Annotated in this window: 12 protein-coding genes; all 12 read left to right on the top strand. The window is 68.6% G+C overall.

Translation table 11 applies throughout. The annotated features are described in order from the left end of the window. The first annotated feature begins 315 nt into the window (after nt 1–315). A complete protein-coding gene (locus HV826_RS32005; protein ID WP_176420854.1) occupies nt 316–474 on the top strand; it encodes a lmo0937 family membrane protein in 159 nt (52 codons plus the stop codon). Then, nucleotides 471–1037, top strand: a complete 567-nt coding sequence (locus HV826_RS32000; RefSeq protein ID WP_176420853.1) for a hypothetical protein — start codon at nt 471–473, stop codon at nt 1035–1037. The genes HV826_RS32005 and HV826_RS32000 overlap by 4 nt, the downstream gene beginning before the upstream one ends. Before the next feature lie 47 nt (nt 1038–1084). Then, nucleotides 1085–2155 carry a HupE/UreJ family protein gene (locus tag HV826_RS31995; RefSeq protein ID WP_176420852.1) on the top strand — a complete coding sequence of 357 codons (1071 nt, stop codon included), beginning with the start codon at nt 1085–1087 and terminating at the stop codon, nt 2153–2155. A gap of 58 nt (nt 2156–2213) precedes the next feature. After that, nucleotides 2214–2687 (top strand): hypothetical protein, encoded by a 474-nt coding sequence (locus HV826_RS31990; RefSeq protein ID WP_163783978.1) that lies wholly within the window; start codon nt 2214–2216, stop codon nt 2685–2687. Between the two features lie 66 nt (nt 2688–2753). Further along, nucleotides 2754–3524, top strand: a complete 771-nt coding sequence (locus tag HV826_RS37905; RefSeq protein ID WP_163783977.1) for a hypothetical protein — start codon at nt 2754–2756, stop codon at nt 3522–3524. 146 nt (nt 3525–3670) lie between these two features. Beyond that, nucleotides 3671–4345, top strand: a complete 675-nt coding sequence (rplC, locus tag HV826_RS31980; protein ID WP_163783976.1) for a 50S ribosomal protein L3 — start codon at nt 3671–3673, stop codon at nt 4343–4345. Between the two features lie 388 nt (nt 4346–4733). After that, a complete protein-coding gene (locus HV826_RS31975) occupies nt 4734–5555 on the top strand; it encodes an outer membrane beta-barrel domain-containing protein (RefSeq protein WP_176420851.1) in 822 nt (273 codons plus the stop codon). Between the two features lie 12 nt (nt 5556–5567). Further along, entirely contained in the window at nt 5568–6899 is a 1332-nt protein-coding gene (locus HV826_RS31970) for an outer membrane beta-barrel domain-containing protein (RefSeq protein WP_176420850.1), read from the top strand. A 23-nt stretch (nt 6900–6922) separates the two neighbouring features. Further along, a complete protein-coding gene (locus HV826_RS31965) occupies nt 6923–8461 on the top strand; it encodes a tetratricopeptide repeat protein (protein WP_176420849.1) in 1539 nt (512 codons plus the stop codon). Nucleotides 8462–8675: 214 nt separating this feature from the next. Continuing rightward, nucleotides 8676–12284: a tetratricopeptide repeat protein gene (locus HV826_RS31960; protein ID WP_176420848.1), complete on the top strand. Its 3609-nt coding sequence runs from the start codon at nt 8676–8678 to the stop codon at nt 12282–12284. Then, the gene (locus HV826_RS31955; protein WP_176420847.1) at nt 12281–13738 is read left to right on the top strand and encodes a tetratricopeptide repeat protein; all 1458 of its coding nucleotides are present in this window, start codon (nt 12281–12283) and stop codon (nt 13736–13738) included. The genes HV826_RS31960 and HV826_RS31955 overlap by 4 nt, the downstream gene beginning before the upstream one ends. Nucleotides 13739–14033: 295 nt before the next feature. Further along, nucleotides 14034–14318, top strand: coding sequence for a hypothetical protein (locus HV826_RS31950; protein ID WP_176420846.1), 285 nt, complete (start codon nt 14034–14036; stop codon nt 14316–14318). Nucleotides 14319–14336 lie beyond the last annotated feature (18 nt).

Genomic DNA, 14336 nt, shown 5'->3' with positions numbered 1-14336 from the left:
GTCCAGCCCCTCATCCCACCCCTCCCGGCGCCGCCATGCCGCTCGCGCCCCGTGTACTCATACGGATGTACCGACCTGCCGACGGAGCAGCGCCTAAGCAGCCCGCGTGCCAGAGGTCGCACGCGGCGTGTTTCTCCTTAAGAGCGCCAACGAATTCGCCATTTCGGGTGCGCTGGATTCCCCGGCGGATCTGAAAAAATGCCCGGGTCGAGACGTGCCGTTCCCAACGGGAGGCTGTGAAAAGGACCGGGTTGCCCGTCCGGGGGCCTGTTCCTAGGTTTGCCCGCGCCAGGCTGTGGTTCGTGGAGGTGCGGCGTGTACTGGACGATGGGAATCATCCTGATGGTGTTGTGGGGGCTGGGGCTGACCACTGGCTCCACCGAGGGTTACTGGGTCCACCTGTTGCTGTTGTTCGCGATGGTGGCGTTCCTGCTGGCGGTGGTGTCTCAAGGCCGTCGGGCGGCGTCGGCGTGAGGCGCGGGGCGCCCGAGGTGATGGGGGTGGAGCTGCCGCGGGACTCCGTGGGCTTCACGCGCCGCGAGTGCCCGGAGTGTCAGCGGCCCTTCAAGACGCGTCCGGGGCCCATGGACTCGCGCGCGGTGCTGCACAAGCTCCTGGGCTTCTTTCCCTTCGAGAATGCCCACGAGTGCGTGGAGGGCGTTCCCGTCTGGGGCTGCCCGTACTGTGGCTACCGCGCGGAGGCGGATGCTTTTCTCACGCCCGCCCAGCAGGGGCACCTGGAGGCCGTGGCGCGCGGCTGGGCCAACCACGTGCGGTACGAGCAGCTGGCGCATGTGGCGCGCACGTTGGCCGTCAACCCCAGGCCGACCTTCGTGGCGGTGGAGCCGGAGGCGCTGCCGGGCCCCATGGAGCCAGAGCCGGATGAGCTGCTGCGAGTCATGCCCATGCTCTGCTGTGGCGAAGAGGTGAAGGTCGTCTGGGATTGGGACCAGGCACTCCACTGCTTCTCCTGCGGCGCGCGGCATGATCCGATGAGCGGCCGCCAGCAGGTGGAGCTGCGCTTCGTCTCCGAGTAGCGCCCGGGGTGGACGCGGGCGGGCGGTGACGGCAGGCTGGAGGGGACATGACGTGGGTCTCCCCCCGGGCCATGCTCGCGTGCCTGCTGTTGGCCGCGGGCGCCGCCGCCGCGCACGACGCCGACATCATTTATATTGAAGCGCACCGCGCCGGGCCCGAAGCGCCCGAGGTCCGTCAGCTGTTGACGATGACACCGCGGACGCTGGCCATGCTCCTGGCCGACGCGGACGGGGGCTCGCTCCTCACGCGGGCCGCGCTGGACGCGCGGCGTGACGCCATCGCCGCGAGCGTCTGGGACGCGATGCCGCTGGCTTCCGGAGGCTTGCCCTGCGCGCGGACCGCGCACGCCGCGGCGCCGCGCCAGTCCTTCGTGGAGCTGTCCGCCACCTTCACGTGTCCACCGGGCGGAATGCGCCAGCGCTTCCAGGTGCTGGCGCGGCTGCCGCCGGAGTACCGGGTGATCCTGGGCAGCGTGAGGGAAGGGGAGGTCCCGGGCGCAGTGTTCGCGGAGGCCGGGCGGCCGGAGGTGGACGTCCCGGAGGGCGGACGCGGCACGCCGCTCTTGAGCCGCTTCGCGGGCTGGGTGGGCCTGGGCATGCGCCACATCTTCGAGGGCGTGGACCACCTGGCCTTCCTGCTGGCCGTGCTGCTGGTGGGAGGCGGCTGGAAGCGGGTGTTGTTGCTGGTGACGTCCTTCACGGTGGCGCACTCGTTGACGCTGGGGGCCGCCGCGCTGGGGTGGGTGGTGTTGGACGGCGCCCAGGCCCGGTGGGTGGAGGCCGCCATCGCCGCGTCCATCATCTATGTGGCGGTGGAGAACCTGGTGCTGCGCGAGCACCGGCACCGGGTGCTCGTCACCTTCCTCTTCGGGCTGATCCACGGCTTCGGCTTCGCGGGCGTGCTGGCCGGCTACGGCCTGGGCGAGTCCGTGGTGACGGCGCTGCTGGGCTTCAACGTCGGCGTGGAGCTGGGGCAGGCGGTGGTGGTGGCGGTGCTGCTGCCCGTCCTCCGCATGGTCCAGCGCCGTCCGGCTTTGCACACGAGGGCCGTGAGGGGACTGTCCATCGGAATCCTCGCGGCTGGTGGGTACTGGATGGTTGAACGCGCCCTCGGTTGAATCCCTCGCGAGGCGTTCCTACGTTGGCGGATTGAAGGTAGGGAACAGGGGGACGTCGATGGGTGCGAGGCATACCCGGTTGGCCGCGGCGCTGGCCGCCGCGTGGGAGGCGGAGGTCGTCTCCGCCCGGCGGATGACGGCGCTGGCGGAGCGAATCGCGGATGCGAGGGTCCGGGCACGGCTGATGGTGTTGGCCGCGTTCTGCCGGGCTCACGCCTCGCGATTGCTCGCACGGCTGGCCGCGCTGGGCCGCGGTCCACTGCCGGTTCCTCCCGAGGACATCGAGCTGGATCCGGATACGTTGCTGGAGCTGCGCCGCGAGGGGGCCTTTGCCCGCGCGTCGGCCGCGCGCTACGAGACGACCGCGGAGCTGGCCCGTCAGCAGGCGGACCTCTCCTCCGCGTGGGTCTGCGAGCTGAACCGCACCGAGGAGCAGGACCGCTCCCGGGAGCTGCTGTCCCTGGCCGAAGGGGCCCTGGGGCCCGTGGTCCACGCCGACGCGCCGGCCAGCGCCGTCCCGGGTGACTCCTGAGGGAATGACACGGGTTTCTCGCTCTGCCGGTGACAGTGGCCGAGCATTGGGCGTAGAAATCCATTCATGGCGAAGGAGAGCTACAACGACCTCATCTTCCAGCTGGGCGACCTGGCGCGGGACAGGTTGCCGGGCAAGCCCACCTGCCCCCGTTCCATGGACCGCGTCTACCGCGCCGAAGAGGCCGTGGTGGCGCGCCGGGATGAACTGGCGGCGCTCGAGCAGGAGATGAACGACGAGGACGCGGCGTATTCGGACTTTCTCGCCGTTCAGGGCGAGGAGCGGGCGAAGCACGCCGCCATCGTCAAGAAGTGGAAGAAGGCGGTGGACGCCATCGACGGCAAGGTGAAGGACCTGCGCAAGACGCTCGCGTCTCGCAAGGCCGAACAGCGCTACGCCGAGGACGGCCTGCTCAAGCTCGAGAAGAAGATCAGCGACATGGAGCTGATCGGCGAGTCACCCGAGAAGATCGAACTGGCTCGCGGCAACCTCAAGAAGAACCGGCTCCAGCAGATGCGGGTCGGTCGGCAGTTGGAGGATCTGGAGTCCAACCTGGCCACCGCCCTCACGCCCGTGCCCGGCCAGCCCGGCGCGGCCGGCATCCTGGCGCACAAGCGCCTGCTGGAGATGGAGGACGAGGAGGAGGAGCGGAAGCTGGACCACGAGCACCGCATGGCGGAGCTCGACCAGGCAATCGCCGCCAAGGAGGAACAGGTCCAGGCCTCGGAGGATTATCTGGATCAAGCCCTGTTCCTCCTGGGCGAAGACGTGTATGCACAGCGCATCAACGATGCGCAGCTCGCACCGTTCTACCCGCGGTTGGATCGCGCGCAGTGAGAGAGGCATCCGCCCGTAGTGCTTGACGGCGGGGACCTGTCTGCTACATTGCGCCGCTTCCTGGCGACCGCGGGGACGCGTGCAGTCCAGGTCATTGAACTTATTGGGTTTTTCCGCGCCACCAGCGCGCTGGCAGTGAGGACGACGTGAAGGGTCTGATTGGCAAGAAGATCGGCATGACCCAGGTGTTCAACGATGAGGGCAACCTCGTCCCGGTCACGGTGATCGACGTGGGCACCTGCCAGGTCGTTGGCAAGCGCACCCCTGAGAAGGACAACTACTCGGCGGTGACGCTGGGCTATGGTGAGATCCGCGAGAAGATTCTCAACCTGGCTGAGCGGGGCTTCTTCAAGAAGGCCAACGCGCCTTACCGCCGCCACCTGAAGGAGTTCCGCGTCACGCCGGAGGAGGCCGCCTCCTTCAACGTGGGCGACGCCGTCAAGGCGGACATGTTCACCAAGGGCGAGCTGGTCGATGTGACCGGCGTCACCAAGGGTCGCGGTTTCGCCGGCGTCATGCGCCGCTGGAACTTCAAGGGTTCGCAGACGAAGACGCACGGTACGCACGAGTATCAGCGTCACCCGGGCGCCATCGGTCAGCGTAAGACGCCGGGCCGCGTGTACCCGAACAAGAAGATGCCCGGTCACTACGGCGTGGATCAGGTCACCACCCAGAACCTGACCGTGGTGGACGTGGACGTGGAGAAGGGCCTGGTGCTCGTGAAGGGTGCCGTCGCCGGCCACAACAACGGCGTCGTCTACATCCGCCCCAGCATCAAGGTGGCCATGCGCGCGCAGCACAAGGCCGCGCGCGGCGCGTAGTTCGCTGCTGAGCGTCTGAGCGCTCGAAACGCCCCGCTTCCGGGCCCGATTCGTCGGGCATCCGGGCGGGGCGTTTGTCTTGCGGGGTAGGGAGGCGCGCGGTTTCCGCGGGTGGGCAGGTGTCCGCCCCGCGTGACGACCCGCCTGCCTGCTTCATCACGTCCCGTGCCACGGCATGCCCCGGAAACGTTGACCGGTGGGCGTCCGGTGGGGGCGACCGTGAAAAGAATTCCGACTCCTGTCCATCTCGGCTTGTCGGTCGTGGAAGCCGTGCGCACCTCCAGGCACCACGAAGGAGTCTCAAGCGTCAGGTGACGCGGACTCCGTGGCTCGGGGAGTTCCTTGTGCTCCCGCTCATGGCGGCCCACCCCACGGGCCGGGCAGGATTATGATCGCACGCACGCTCTGCGTCTTTGCTTCGTTGGCCGTCTCGCTGGCGGCGCCGGTTGCCGCGGCACAGGATGACGAGAACGTCCTGGACAACGTCGTCGTCCGCAACCGGCTGTACGAGCCGGGCGGCAAGTTGGAGGTGTCCTTCGGCGTCGGTCTGCCGCTGCAGACGCACCTGACGGCGCACTACGTCTTCAACGCCGGCGTGGCCTACAACCTCTTCGACACCTTCGCGGTGGAGGCGCGGGCCGGCTACGCGGCCAGCCGTCACACGGGCCTGGCGCGCTCCATCTCCGAGAGCTTCCTCAACCGTGAGGACAAGCGCGTCACCGACGAGCTGGAAGACCTCTGGCAGATGAACCTGCACGGGGTGGCCGGCGTCCGCTGGGCGCCCATCTACGGGAAGCTCAGCCTGTTGTCCGACCTGCCGGCCCACTTCCAGGCCTATGTCTGGGGCGGCGGTGGGCTGGGCTCGTTCAAGCGCAACTCCGTCATCCAGTGCACGCAGGTGGTGAACCGCGACCTGGGCATCTGTGACAACCGCACGTCGGTGGATGATCGCGGCTCGGCCACCCAGGACTTCTGGGTGAATGAGTCGCGAGTCGCCCCGGTGGTGTCCGCGGCGGTGGGCTTCCGCTTCTTCATCCGGGACACGCACGGCGTGCGCCTGGAGCTGCGCGACTGGGTCTTCCGGGACAACTACCGCGTCAACCTGATGCGGGATGCGTGGGAGGCGGGGCAGGCGACGGGTGAGCCCGCACGCAGCCCTGGCCTCACGCACCTGGTGCAGTTCGACCTTGGCTACACCTTCTCCTTCTAGGTCCACCTGACTATGCGACCGTTCCTGTCCCTCGCGCTCCTTGTCGCCACGGCCCCACAGGCCGCGCCGCGCGTCCCGGCTCCGGCCTTCGCGCTGGCGCAGGTCCAGCAAGTGCCCGCGCCCGGTGCGGAGACGTCCGTGCCGCCACCGTCCGCGCCGCCGCAGTCGTTTCCGGAGGCTCCTGTCGGCCCTTCGTCCCGGCCCGAGCCGCGGGTGCCCGCCGAGGCCGCCGAAGCGTCCGCGCCGCCCGCGGGTGTCCGCTCCAACGCGGCCCCGGCGCAGGGCACCGACGAGGTTCCCGCCAGCGAGCCTTCCCGTGTGGCCGCCCCCGCGCCGGAGCCCGCTACCGAGCCCACGCCCACCGTGGAGACGGACTCCGCGCCCGCGGCGACGGGCGTGGCCGGGCAGGAGGCGCCGCCGGTTCCCGATGACGCGCCGGTGCTGGCGTCCGACGACCTGGACTCCGATGCGCCGCGCACGACGGACGCGCGGCAGCAGCGGCTGGTGAACGGCGCGCCGCTCTACAACCCCAACGTGTCGGTGCACATCGTCCAGAAGAAGCGCTTCGCGGACGAGGGCCGTCACGAGCTGACGGTGTACCCGGCCACGGTGCAGGTGAACGGGAAGTACACCCACCACGCGGGCACGGCGGCGCACTACACCTACCACCTGCAGGAGAACTTCGCCCTCCAGGTAATGGGCCAGTACAACTGGTATTCGAACGAGAGCGCCTTCAACCTGGAGCTCATCGACAAGGTCCGCGAGCAGGCGCAGGCGGCCTCGTCGCTGCTGCTGGTGTGGGGCGCGCACGCGGGCGTGGAGGTGACGCCGCTCTACGGCAAGTTCGCCTTCCTCAACAACTCGCTCGCGCAGTTCAGCGTGGTGCTCAGCGGCGGCGCGGGCGTCGGCTCCACGCGCCACCTCATCCGCCCCGAGGTGACGAACGAGGTGGAGGGCGAGTCGTTCCGGGTGCCCGCGCGCTTCGGTGACACCGGCACCAAGTTCATGGGCTCGGTGGGGGGGGGCTTCCGGCTCCAGTTCGGCGAGTCGTATGCGCTGCGCGTGGAGGTGCGGGACCTCATCTACACCGCGCGCGTGGACCGGGTGGACGGCTGCAACCTGGCGGACTTCGAGGCGCTGGAAGCGGCGCGTTCCGCCAACCAGGACTTCGCCTCGCTGAACCTGAGCGGCAGCTGCCGCTACGAGAAGTTCGACGGCGTCGACCCGAAGACGCGGAAGAACTACCGCGAGGACATCATCCTGGGCCGCGACCTGGTGGCCGAGCCGTCCTCGGACGTCCTCAACAACGTGAGCTTCTACGCCGGCTTCTCTGTCCTCTTCTGATGCGCAAGAAGGCCCGAACCGCCATGAAACGACTGCTCAGCCTCTTCGTCGCCCTGGCGCCGCTCGCGGTGTCCGCCCAGCCTGATTCGGGTGGCTACAACCGCGCGCTGGCCGCCTTCAACGCCGGTGACATGGACACCGCCGCGCCCCTCTTCTTCGAGCTCGCGGAGCGCGCCTCCGACGCGGAGGTGAAGGGCAAGGCGGAGTACTTCCTCGGACAGGCCCTGGCCCAGAAGGGCCTGCCCGTCGCCGCCTTCATCACCTATGCGGCCATCGTCAACGCCGGGCCCTCGCACCCCTCGTACCTGCAGGCGGTGGAGGGACTGGTGGACATGCAGCAGCAGCTGGATGAGCACAACCTCATCCCCAGCATCCTCGCCCAGGCCTACACCGACGACGTGCGCGACCGCTGGGTGACGCTGCCCAAGGAGGTGCTCGCGCGCATCAACTACCTGGTGGGCACGGTGAGCCAGCGCAAGAGCCGCTTCGAGGAGGCGCGCGCGCTGCTGGAGGCGGTGCCCCAGGACAGCCGCGTGTACGCGAAGTCGCGCTACCTGCTCGGCGTGGTGCTGGCGGACCCGCGCTTCCCGGGCCGTCCCGGCGAGTCCTCCGTGCTGGACAAGGACGCGCTGGCCGCCTTCAACGCGGTGCTGGCCGCGAAGGAGGGGCAGCTGGACCTGCGCGCCACGCAGCACCTGGCGCTCATCGCCCTGGGCCGACTCCACTACCGCCGCGGCGAGTACGCCGACGCCAGCGCCGCCTATGAGCGGGTGCCGCGCTACTCGCGCTACTGGGACCAGGCCCTCTTCGAGAACGGCTTCGCGCGCTTCCAGAACGAGGACTTCGGCGGAGCGCTCGGCAGCCTCCAGGCGCTGCACGCGCCGCAGTTCACCGGGGCCTTCCAGCCCGAGTCGTGGATCCTCAAGGCGACCGTTTATTACTACTCGTGCCTCTACGACGAGGTGAAGACGACGCTGGCGGCCTTCGACGAGCTCTACGGCCCCATGGAGACCCAGCTGGAGCCGTTCACCGGGGAGGACGTGCCGCTGGTGCAGTCCTTCAACCTGGTGGCGGCGGAGAACCGCCGGCTGCCGCGCCCGGTGTACCTGTGGCTGCGCAACAACGAGCGCATCCGTGAGGTGATGCGGATGCTGGAGCGCGTGGACAACGAGAAGCGTGCACTGGCGAACGGACGCTGGCGAGGCACGCCGCTGGCGGCGCAGTCCACCGCGTCGCTCGAGGAGATACGCGGGACGCTGCTGCAGGTGGGCGGCACGCTGGCGCAGCGCCGCATCCGTGAGGCAGCGGACAATCTGCGGACCTTCTCCGACCAGGCGGAAATCATCCGCGTGCAGACGGCATTGGATGAGAAGGACTTGCTGCAGGCCGGCGTGGACCAGAAGGCGCTGCTGAAGGGGCAGTCGCTGTATCGCCCGAAGATGCCGGGCGCGGCCTGGAACTACTGGAAGTTCCAGGGCGAGTTCTGGATCGACGAGATTGGCTACTACCAATACACGCTGAAGCGTGGCTGCCCGGCCAAGACGGCTGAACAGCTGCCGTAGGCTCCCCGGCGCCGCTGTCACGCCTGCACCTGTCTTGAGGGGCCTCCTCCACGCGACGCCGCGTGGAGGCGGCCCCTTCGTCGTTGTTGACAGTGCGCAAGCACCGCTCCACCGCCACTTCTCAATCCAGAAGTGCGCATCTACTTTCCGTCGTCCCTCGTCAGTGGGTGCTGGATTGCCCGCATGCCGGGTCGGCTTCACGGCAGGAGCTCGCATGAAGGTGGTTCTTCGTTTCGGTGCGCTGGCGGTGGGCGCGGTGCTCATCACCGGCGGGGTGGGAGAGGCGGCGGAAACGCAGGCCCGCAAGGGGGGAAAGAAGCCCGCCGCGGCGTCCGCGTCGAAGATCTCCGGTGCGTCCAGCAAGGCGGGGGGGAAGAAGAAGGCCGCGAAGGCCCAGGCCGACCGCAAGGCAGCGGAGAAGGCGCCGCCGCCAGGGGTCGCGCCGGAGGACGTGCGGCAGGGCCCCGCGCGTGTCCGGCCCGCGGCGGCGAAGTTCGCGGAGCTTCCCCGCATCCCGGACGCCAGACGGGACGCGCTGGCGGACAAGAAGCGCGACGAGGCCATCGCCGCCTTCAAGCGCCTCATCCCCAAGCTGCGGGACGGCAATCCGCAGAAGGCGGAGATGCTCTACCGCCTGTCGGAGCTCTACTGGGAGAAGTCGAAGTACCTCTACGAGTTGGAGATGTCGCGCTTCCTCGCGGCGGAGAAGGAATACGACGCGTCCGTGGCGCGCGGTGAGAAGGTGGCGGCGCCCAAGCAGGACCACGCGGGCAGCGAGCGCTACCGCACGGAGACGATGGGCATCTACGAGGACATCCTCCGCGCGTACCCGGACTATCCGCAGCGCGACGAGGTCCTCTTCTCCATGGGGTACAACTACTATGAGCTGGGACGCCGCGAGGACGCGGTGGCCCGCTACGAGGAGTTGATCCGCGACTTCCCCTCGTCGCAGTTCGTGCCGGACGCGTACATCCAGCTCGGCAACCACTACTTCGAGAACAACAAGCTCATCCCCGCGAAGCAGAACTACGAGAAGGCGCGGGACTCGGGCGTGCCGAAGATCTACGCCTACGCCGTCTACAAGCTGTCCTGGTGTGACTACAACACCGGCGACTACGAGCCAGGCCTGAAGAAGCTCCACGAGGTGGTGGACTACGCCTCGAAGAGCCCCGAGCTGGGCGACCTGCGCACCGAGGCGCTCAATGACCTGACCGTCTTCTACGTCCAACTGGACCAGCCGAAGCAGGCCATTTCCTACTTCAAGGAGAAGGCGCCAGCGCAGCGCGTGGGCCGCCTGTTGGCCAAGACGGCCGCGGGCCTGGTGGACGCGGGACACTTCGACAGCGCCATCCTCACGTACCGCACGCTCGTGGATGACGAGCCCATGGGCGCCAACGCGCCGGAGTACCAGCAGGCCATCGTCCGCGCCCATGAGGGGCTCCGCCAGCGCCAGCAGGTCCGGAAGGAGATGAAGCGGATGGTGGACCTCTACAGCCCCGGTGGCCAGTGGTGGCAGGCCAACGAGGACAAGACGACCGTCCTGCGCAACGCCTTCAACGTCACCGAGGAGGCCATGCGCGTCATGGTCACCGAGTACCACCAGGAGGCGCAGAAGACGCGCCAGGTGGAGACCTACCGGCTGGCGCGTGACATCTACAAGCAGTACGTGGATGCGTTCGCCTCCAACGCGAACCCGGACTTCGTGGCGGACTCCGCCTTCAACCTCCGCTTCTTCTACGCGGAGATCCTCTGGGCGCTGGAGGAGTGGGAGGCGGCCGCGGCCGAGTACGACGCCGTGGTGGCCTTCCAGATTCCGGACCGCGACACCGCGCGCGAGGTCTCCAACGAGACGTACCGCAAGAGCGCCTCGTACAACGCCATCCTCGCCTACGACAAGCTGGTGAAGATTGAGCGCGGTCAGCTCGCCAGGAGCGACCTGCGCGCTGGCCAGAAGGTCGACGAGAAGAAGGACAAGGGCGACGTCGCCAAGCAGAAGATCGTCAAGCGCGACGCGAAGGACCGTCAGGAAGAGGCGCTCACGAAGTTCGAGGACCGGCTGGTCGCCGCGTGCGACGTCTACGTGAAGCTGTATCCGAACACGCAGGACGAAATCGACCTGCGCTACCAGGCCGCCGTCATCCTCTATGACCGCAGCCACTTCGTGGACGCGGCCCGACGGTTCGGCGAAATCATCGAGAAGTTCCCCGAGGAGCGCCGCTCGCGCGACGCGGCCGACCTCACCATGTACGTGCTGGAGAGCCGCGAGGAGTGGCTCGAGCTGAACACGCTGTCGAAGAAGTTCCTGGAGAACAAGAAGCTCTCCAAGCCTGGAACGGACTTCGCCGTGCGCGTCAGCCGCGTCGTCGAAGGCAGCCAGTACAAGTGGGTGGACGAGGTCGTCTACAAGCAGGAGAAGAACCCGAGGAAGGCCGCCGAGGAGTTCCTCCGCTTCGTGTCCGAGTTCCCCAAGTCGGAGAACGCGGACCGCGCGCTCACCTACGTGATGATCATCGCGCAGGAGGCGGGCGAAATCGACAAGGGCCTGGCCGCGGGCGAGCGCTTCCTCAAGGAGTACCCGCGCAGCCCCTTCGAGCTGAAGGCGCGCTACTCGCTGGCGGGCCTCTACGAGAAGGTCGCCGAGTACCGGAAGGCCGCCGTCATGGCGGAGTCCTTCGTGGCCAGCTACGACGCCGCGATGAAGGCGGACGCCGCCAACGGCAAGCGCAAGGCGACGAAGACGACCGCCAAGGCGCACGTCCCACCGGGCGCCGAGGACGCGGAGTCCAAGCATCAGCGGCTCTCCGCCGAGCGCAAGGCGCTGCTGGACGAGGCTGGTGGCTGGGTGGCGGACGCGCAGTTCAACGCGGGCGTCTGGTGGGAAGGCGCCGGTGAGCCGCAGAAGGCCGTGGCCGCCTACAACACGTACGTCTCCCGCTTCAAGGACCGCAAGGACGTGCCGCAGGTGGCCTTCGCGGCGGCGCTCGCGTGGGAGAAGGAGAAGAAGTGGAGCGAGGCGGCCCGGGCCTTCGGCGTGTTCGCGGAGACGTACGGCCGTGACTCGCGCTCCACCTCCGCGCAGGTGTACCAGGCCCGCTACCACGAGCTGCTGGCGTACGAGCAACTGAAGAACGCGCGCGAGCAGGAGCGCGTGCAGGGCGTGCTGGTGCGGGCGTGGAACCGGCTGCCGGAGAGCGCGCGCAAGGACACGGCGGTGCTCAATGCCTACGGCCACGCGCGCTTCCTGTCGCTGGAGCCGGCGTGGAGGCGCTACACGGGCATCCGCTTCTCGCGGGTGAACACCATCCGCCGGGACCTGGCGGCGAAGCAGAAGGAGATTCTGCGGCTGGAGAAGGAGTACCTCGCCGTCCTGTCCACCGGCTCCGGTGACTGGGGCATCGCGGCGCTCACGCGCATCGGGCTGGCCTACGCCGACTTCGCGCGCAACATCATGGACTCGCCGGACCCGTCGGGGCTCGACGAGGAGCAGCTCGCCATGTACCGCGGCGAGCTGGAGAACCTGGCGCTGCCGCTGGAGGACAAGGCCTCCGAGGCCCTGGAGAAGGCGCTGGAGAAGGCCTACGAGCTGGGGGTCTACAGCCCGTGGACCCTGGCCGCGCAGGACCAGGTGAACCGCCTGCGTCCGGGCGCCTACGCGCAGGTGCGGCAGGTGAACTACCGCGGCAGTGACACGCTCGTCCGGTCGGACCTGGTGCGCGTGCTGGAAGGCGCCACCGCGACGACGCCAGTCCCGGCGGACTCGTCGAAGCCTTCGGATGACGAGGCGCAGGCACCCACGGCGGCGCGCGGGGAGGTGCTGCGATGAAGCCGTTTCGCATGGACTCCTTTCAGGTTGGGGTGGGGAAGACGCAGATGACCTGGTTCCGTTCGCTCCTCGTCGGCTCGCTGGCCTTCACGGCGGCGTGCGCGTCGGGGCCTCAGAAGAAGCAGACCGCAGTGCCGGAGGTGACGCCGCCCGCGGCGCAGCGGCCCGCGCCGAAGCCGGTGACGCCGCCCACGCAGAAGTCAGGCAGCGCGGAGTCCGCCTTCGCGGCGGCGCTCCAGTCCTATGAAGCGGGGGACCTGGACGGTGCGCGCAAGGGCTTCGAGGCGGTGGTGGCGGTGCTGCCGCAGAGCCTCAACGCGCAGTTCAACCTGGGCGTCATCGCCGAGCGCCAGGGCCGCCCGGATGACGCGCGCGTGGCCTACGAGAAGGTCCTCCTGCTGGACCCGGCGCATGTGCCCTCGGTGGTCAACCTGGGCGTCATGTACCGGGAGCAGGGGCGGCTGGACGAAGCCATCGCCTTGTTCGAGCGGGCGCTGAAGACGCCTGGACGCGAGTACGACGCGTCGCTGCTCAACAGCCTGTCCATCACCTATCGCGTCGCCGGAAAGCTGGACGAGTCCGAGGCCGCCGCGCGCCGCGTGCTGGTGCGCAACAAGGACAACCCGGGGGCGTACAAGAACCTGGCGCACGTGGCCTACGCGCGGGAGAAGTACCGGCTGGCGGAGCTGCTGGCTGGTAACGCGCGCAAGCACTCGGAGAAGGATCCGGCGCTCTACAACCTGCTGGGCATGGTCTACCTGAAGCTGGACGACCGGGCGCGCGCGCTGGTGCAGTTCCAGAAGGCCATCTCCCTGGACGCGAAGTTCACCCCGGGCTACCTCAACCTGGGCGCCCTGGCGTTGAGCTACCGCGACTACGTGGGCGCCGAGCGCTCCTTCGGCAAGGCCGCGGAGCTGGAGCCGGGCTCGCCGGACGTGACGCTGTACCTGGCCTGGGCGCTGGACGGACAGAAGGGGCGCGATCCGAAGAAGGGGCTGGCCGCGGGTGAGGCGTTCGAGAAGGTGCTGGCCACCCGCGCGGACCTCCCGGAGGCCGTGTGCGGCGCGGGCTGGGCGTATGCGTCGGACCGCGCGGGCTGGCAGAAGGCCATCACGTTCCTGGACCGCTGCAAGGGGCTGGAGACGACGTCCGACAATGACAAGCAGATGATTGCCGCCAAGGTCAAGGGCCTGGAGAACATGCTCAAGGCACCGGCGCCCGAGGCCGCGCCCGCCACCGCTGAAGGTGAAGGCGCTCCGGCGGATGAGGCCATCGGCGGCGGTGGTGCGCAGCCCGCGCAGGGCACGGATGCGATGCCCGCGGACGACGCGACGGGTGGCGCAGGCACCCAGCCCGGGGATGACGCGATGGGGGGCACCGGTTCCGAGCCCACTCCGGACGGCGCTCCGGCGGGGGATACCACGGGCGGGGAAGCTACGCCCGCGGGCGAGTAGCGCGGCTGCCCTTGGAAGCGAGACGCAGGACTCCGCGGCGTTGCCACTCACGGAAGTGGCAACGCCGTCTTCGCGACAGGGGCCGGTGCGAGCCAGCTGGCGCTCGCCAGCCCCGTGGGCGGAGGTGAGGTTGGACAGGCGTCCGGGGCATCACCCCAGCGGGCAGGCTGGAGTTCTGGCGAAGAGGGACGGAACTTTTTTCCTCTCTCCAGGCTGCAACATCCGGATGAGTCGGCGAGCTCCCCTGGATTCAAGGACTTGAGGTTGGATCGCGCTGTGCATTGGGAGGTTGGGCATGAGGCGACTCGTATCAGCGGTGGTGGTGCTGGGCCTGTGGGCGGCGCCCTCGGTGGCGATGGCGCAGGAGTCGAGAGACACGGTGAAGGTCATCCAGGAGGAGGACCGCACCGTGTTCCGGAAGAAGACGGTCATCGACTTCACGGACGTCGCGGTGGAAGGCGAGCTCACGAAGCCCGAGGGCTCGTACCTGCTCCACCGGAAGAAGACGGACTTCCAGAGCCTCATCAAGGTCCGGGACAACTTCGATCCAGAGTTACAGAAGTCAGTCGACAACCTCTAGCGGCAGCGGGCGGCGGCA

The organism is Myxococcus sp. AM010 (genome assembly GCF_013372585.1).
Lineage (GTDB): Bacteria > Myxococcota > Myxococcia > Myxococcales > Myxococcaceae > Myxococcus > Myxococcus vastator.
This window is presented reverse-complemented; position numbering and strand designations above follow the sequence as displayed.

Bases quoted from the DNA above. Each gene is read 5' to 3' on its own strand.
- HV826_RS31960 (WP_176420848.1), top strand. From the start codon at position 8,676: ATGAAGGTGGTTCTTCGTTTCGGTGCGCTGGCGGTGGGCGCGGTGCTC.
- HV826_RS31950 (WP_176420846.1), top strand. From the start codon at position 14,034: ATGAGGCGACTCGTATCAGCGGTGGTGGTGCTGGGCCTGTGGGCGGCG.
- HV826_RS31955 (WP_176420847.1), top strand. From the start codon at position 12,281: ATGAAGCCGTTTCGCATGGACTCCTTTCAGGTTGGGGTGGGGAAGACG.
- HV826_RS31970 (WP_176420850.1), top strand. From the start codon at position 5,568: ATGCGACCGTTCCTGTCCCTCGCGCTCCTTGTCGCCACGGCCCCACAG.
- HV826_RS31965 (WP_176420849.1), top strand. From the start codon at position 6,923: ATGAAACGACTGCTCAGCCTCTTCGTCGCCCTGGCGCCGCTCGCGGTG.
- HV826_RS31990 (WP_163783978.1), top strand. From the start codon at position 2,214: ATGGGTGCGAGGCATACCCGGTTGGCCGCGGCGCTGGCCGCCGCGTGG.
- HV826_RS37905 (WP_163783977.1), top strand. From the start codon at position 2,754: ATGGCGAAGGAGAGCTACAACGACCTCATCTTCCAGCTGGGCGACCTG.
- HV826_RS31995 (WP_176420852.1), top strand. From the start codon at position 1,085: ATGACGTGGGTCTCCCCCCGGGCCATGCTCGCGTGCCTGCTGTTGGCC.
- HV826_RS31975 (WP_176420851.1), top strand. From the start codon at position 4,734: ATGATCGCACGCACGCTCTGCGTCTTTGCTTCGTTGGCCGTCTCGCTG.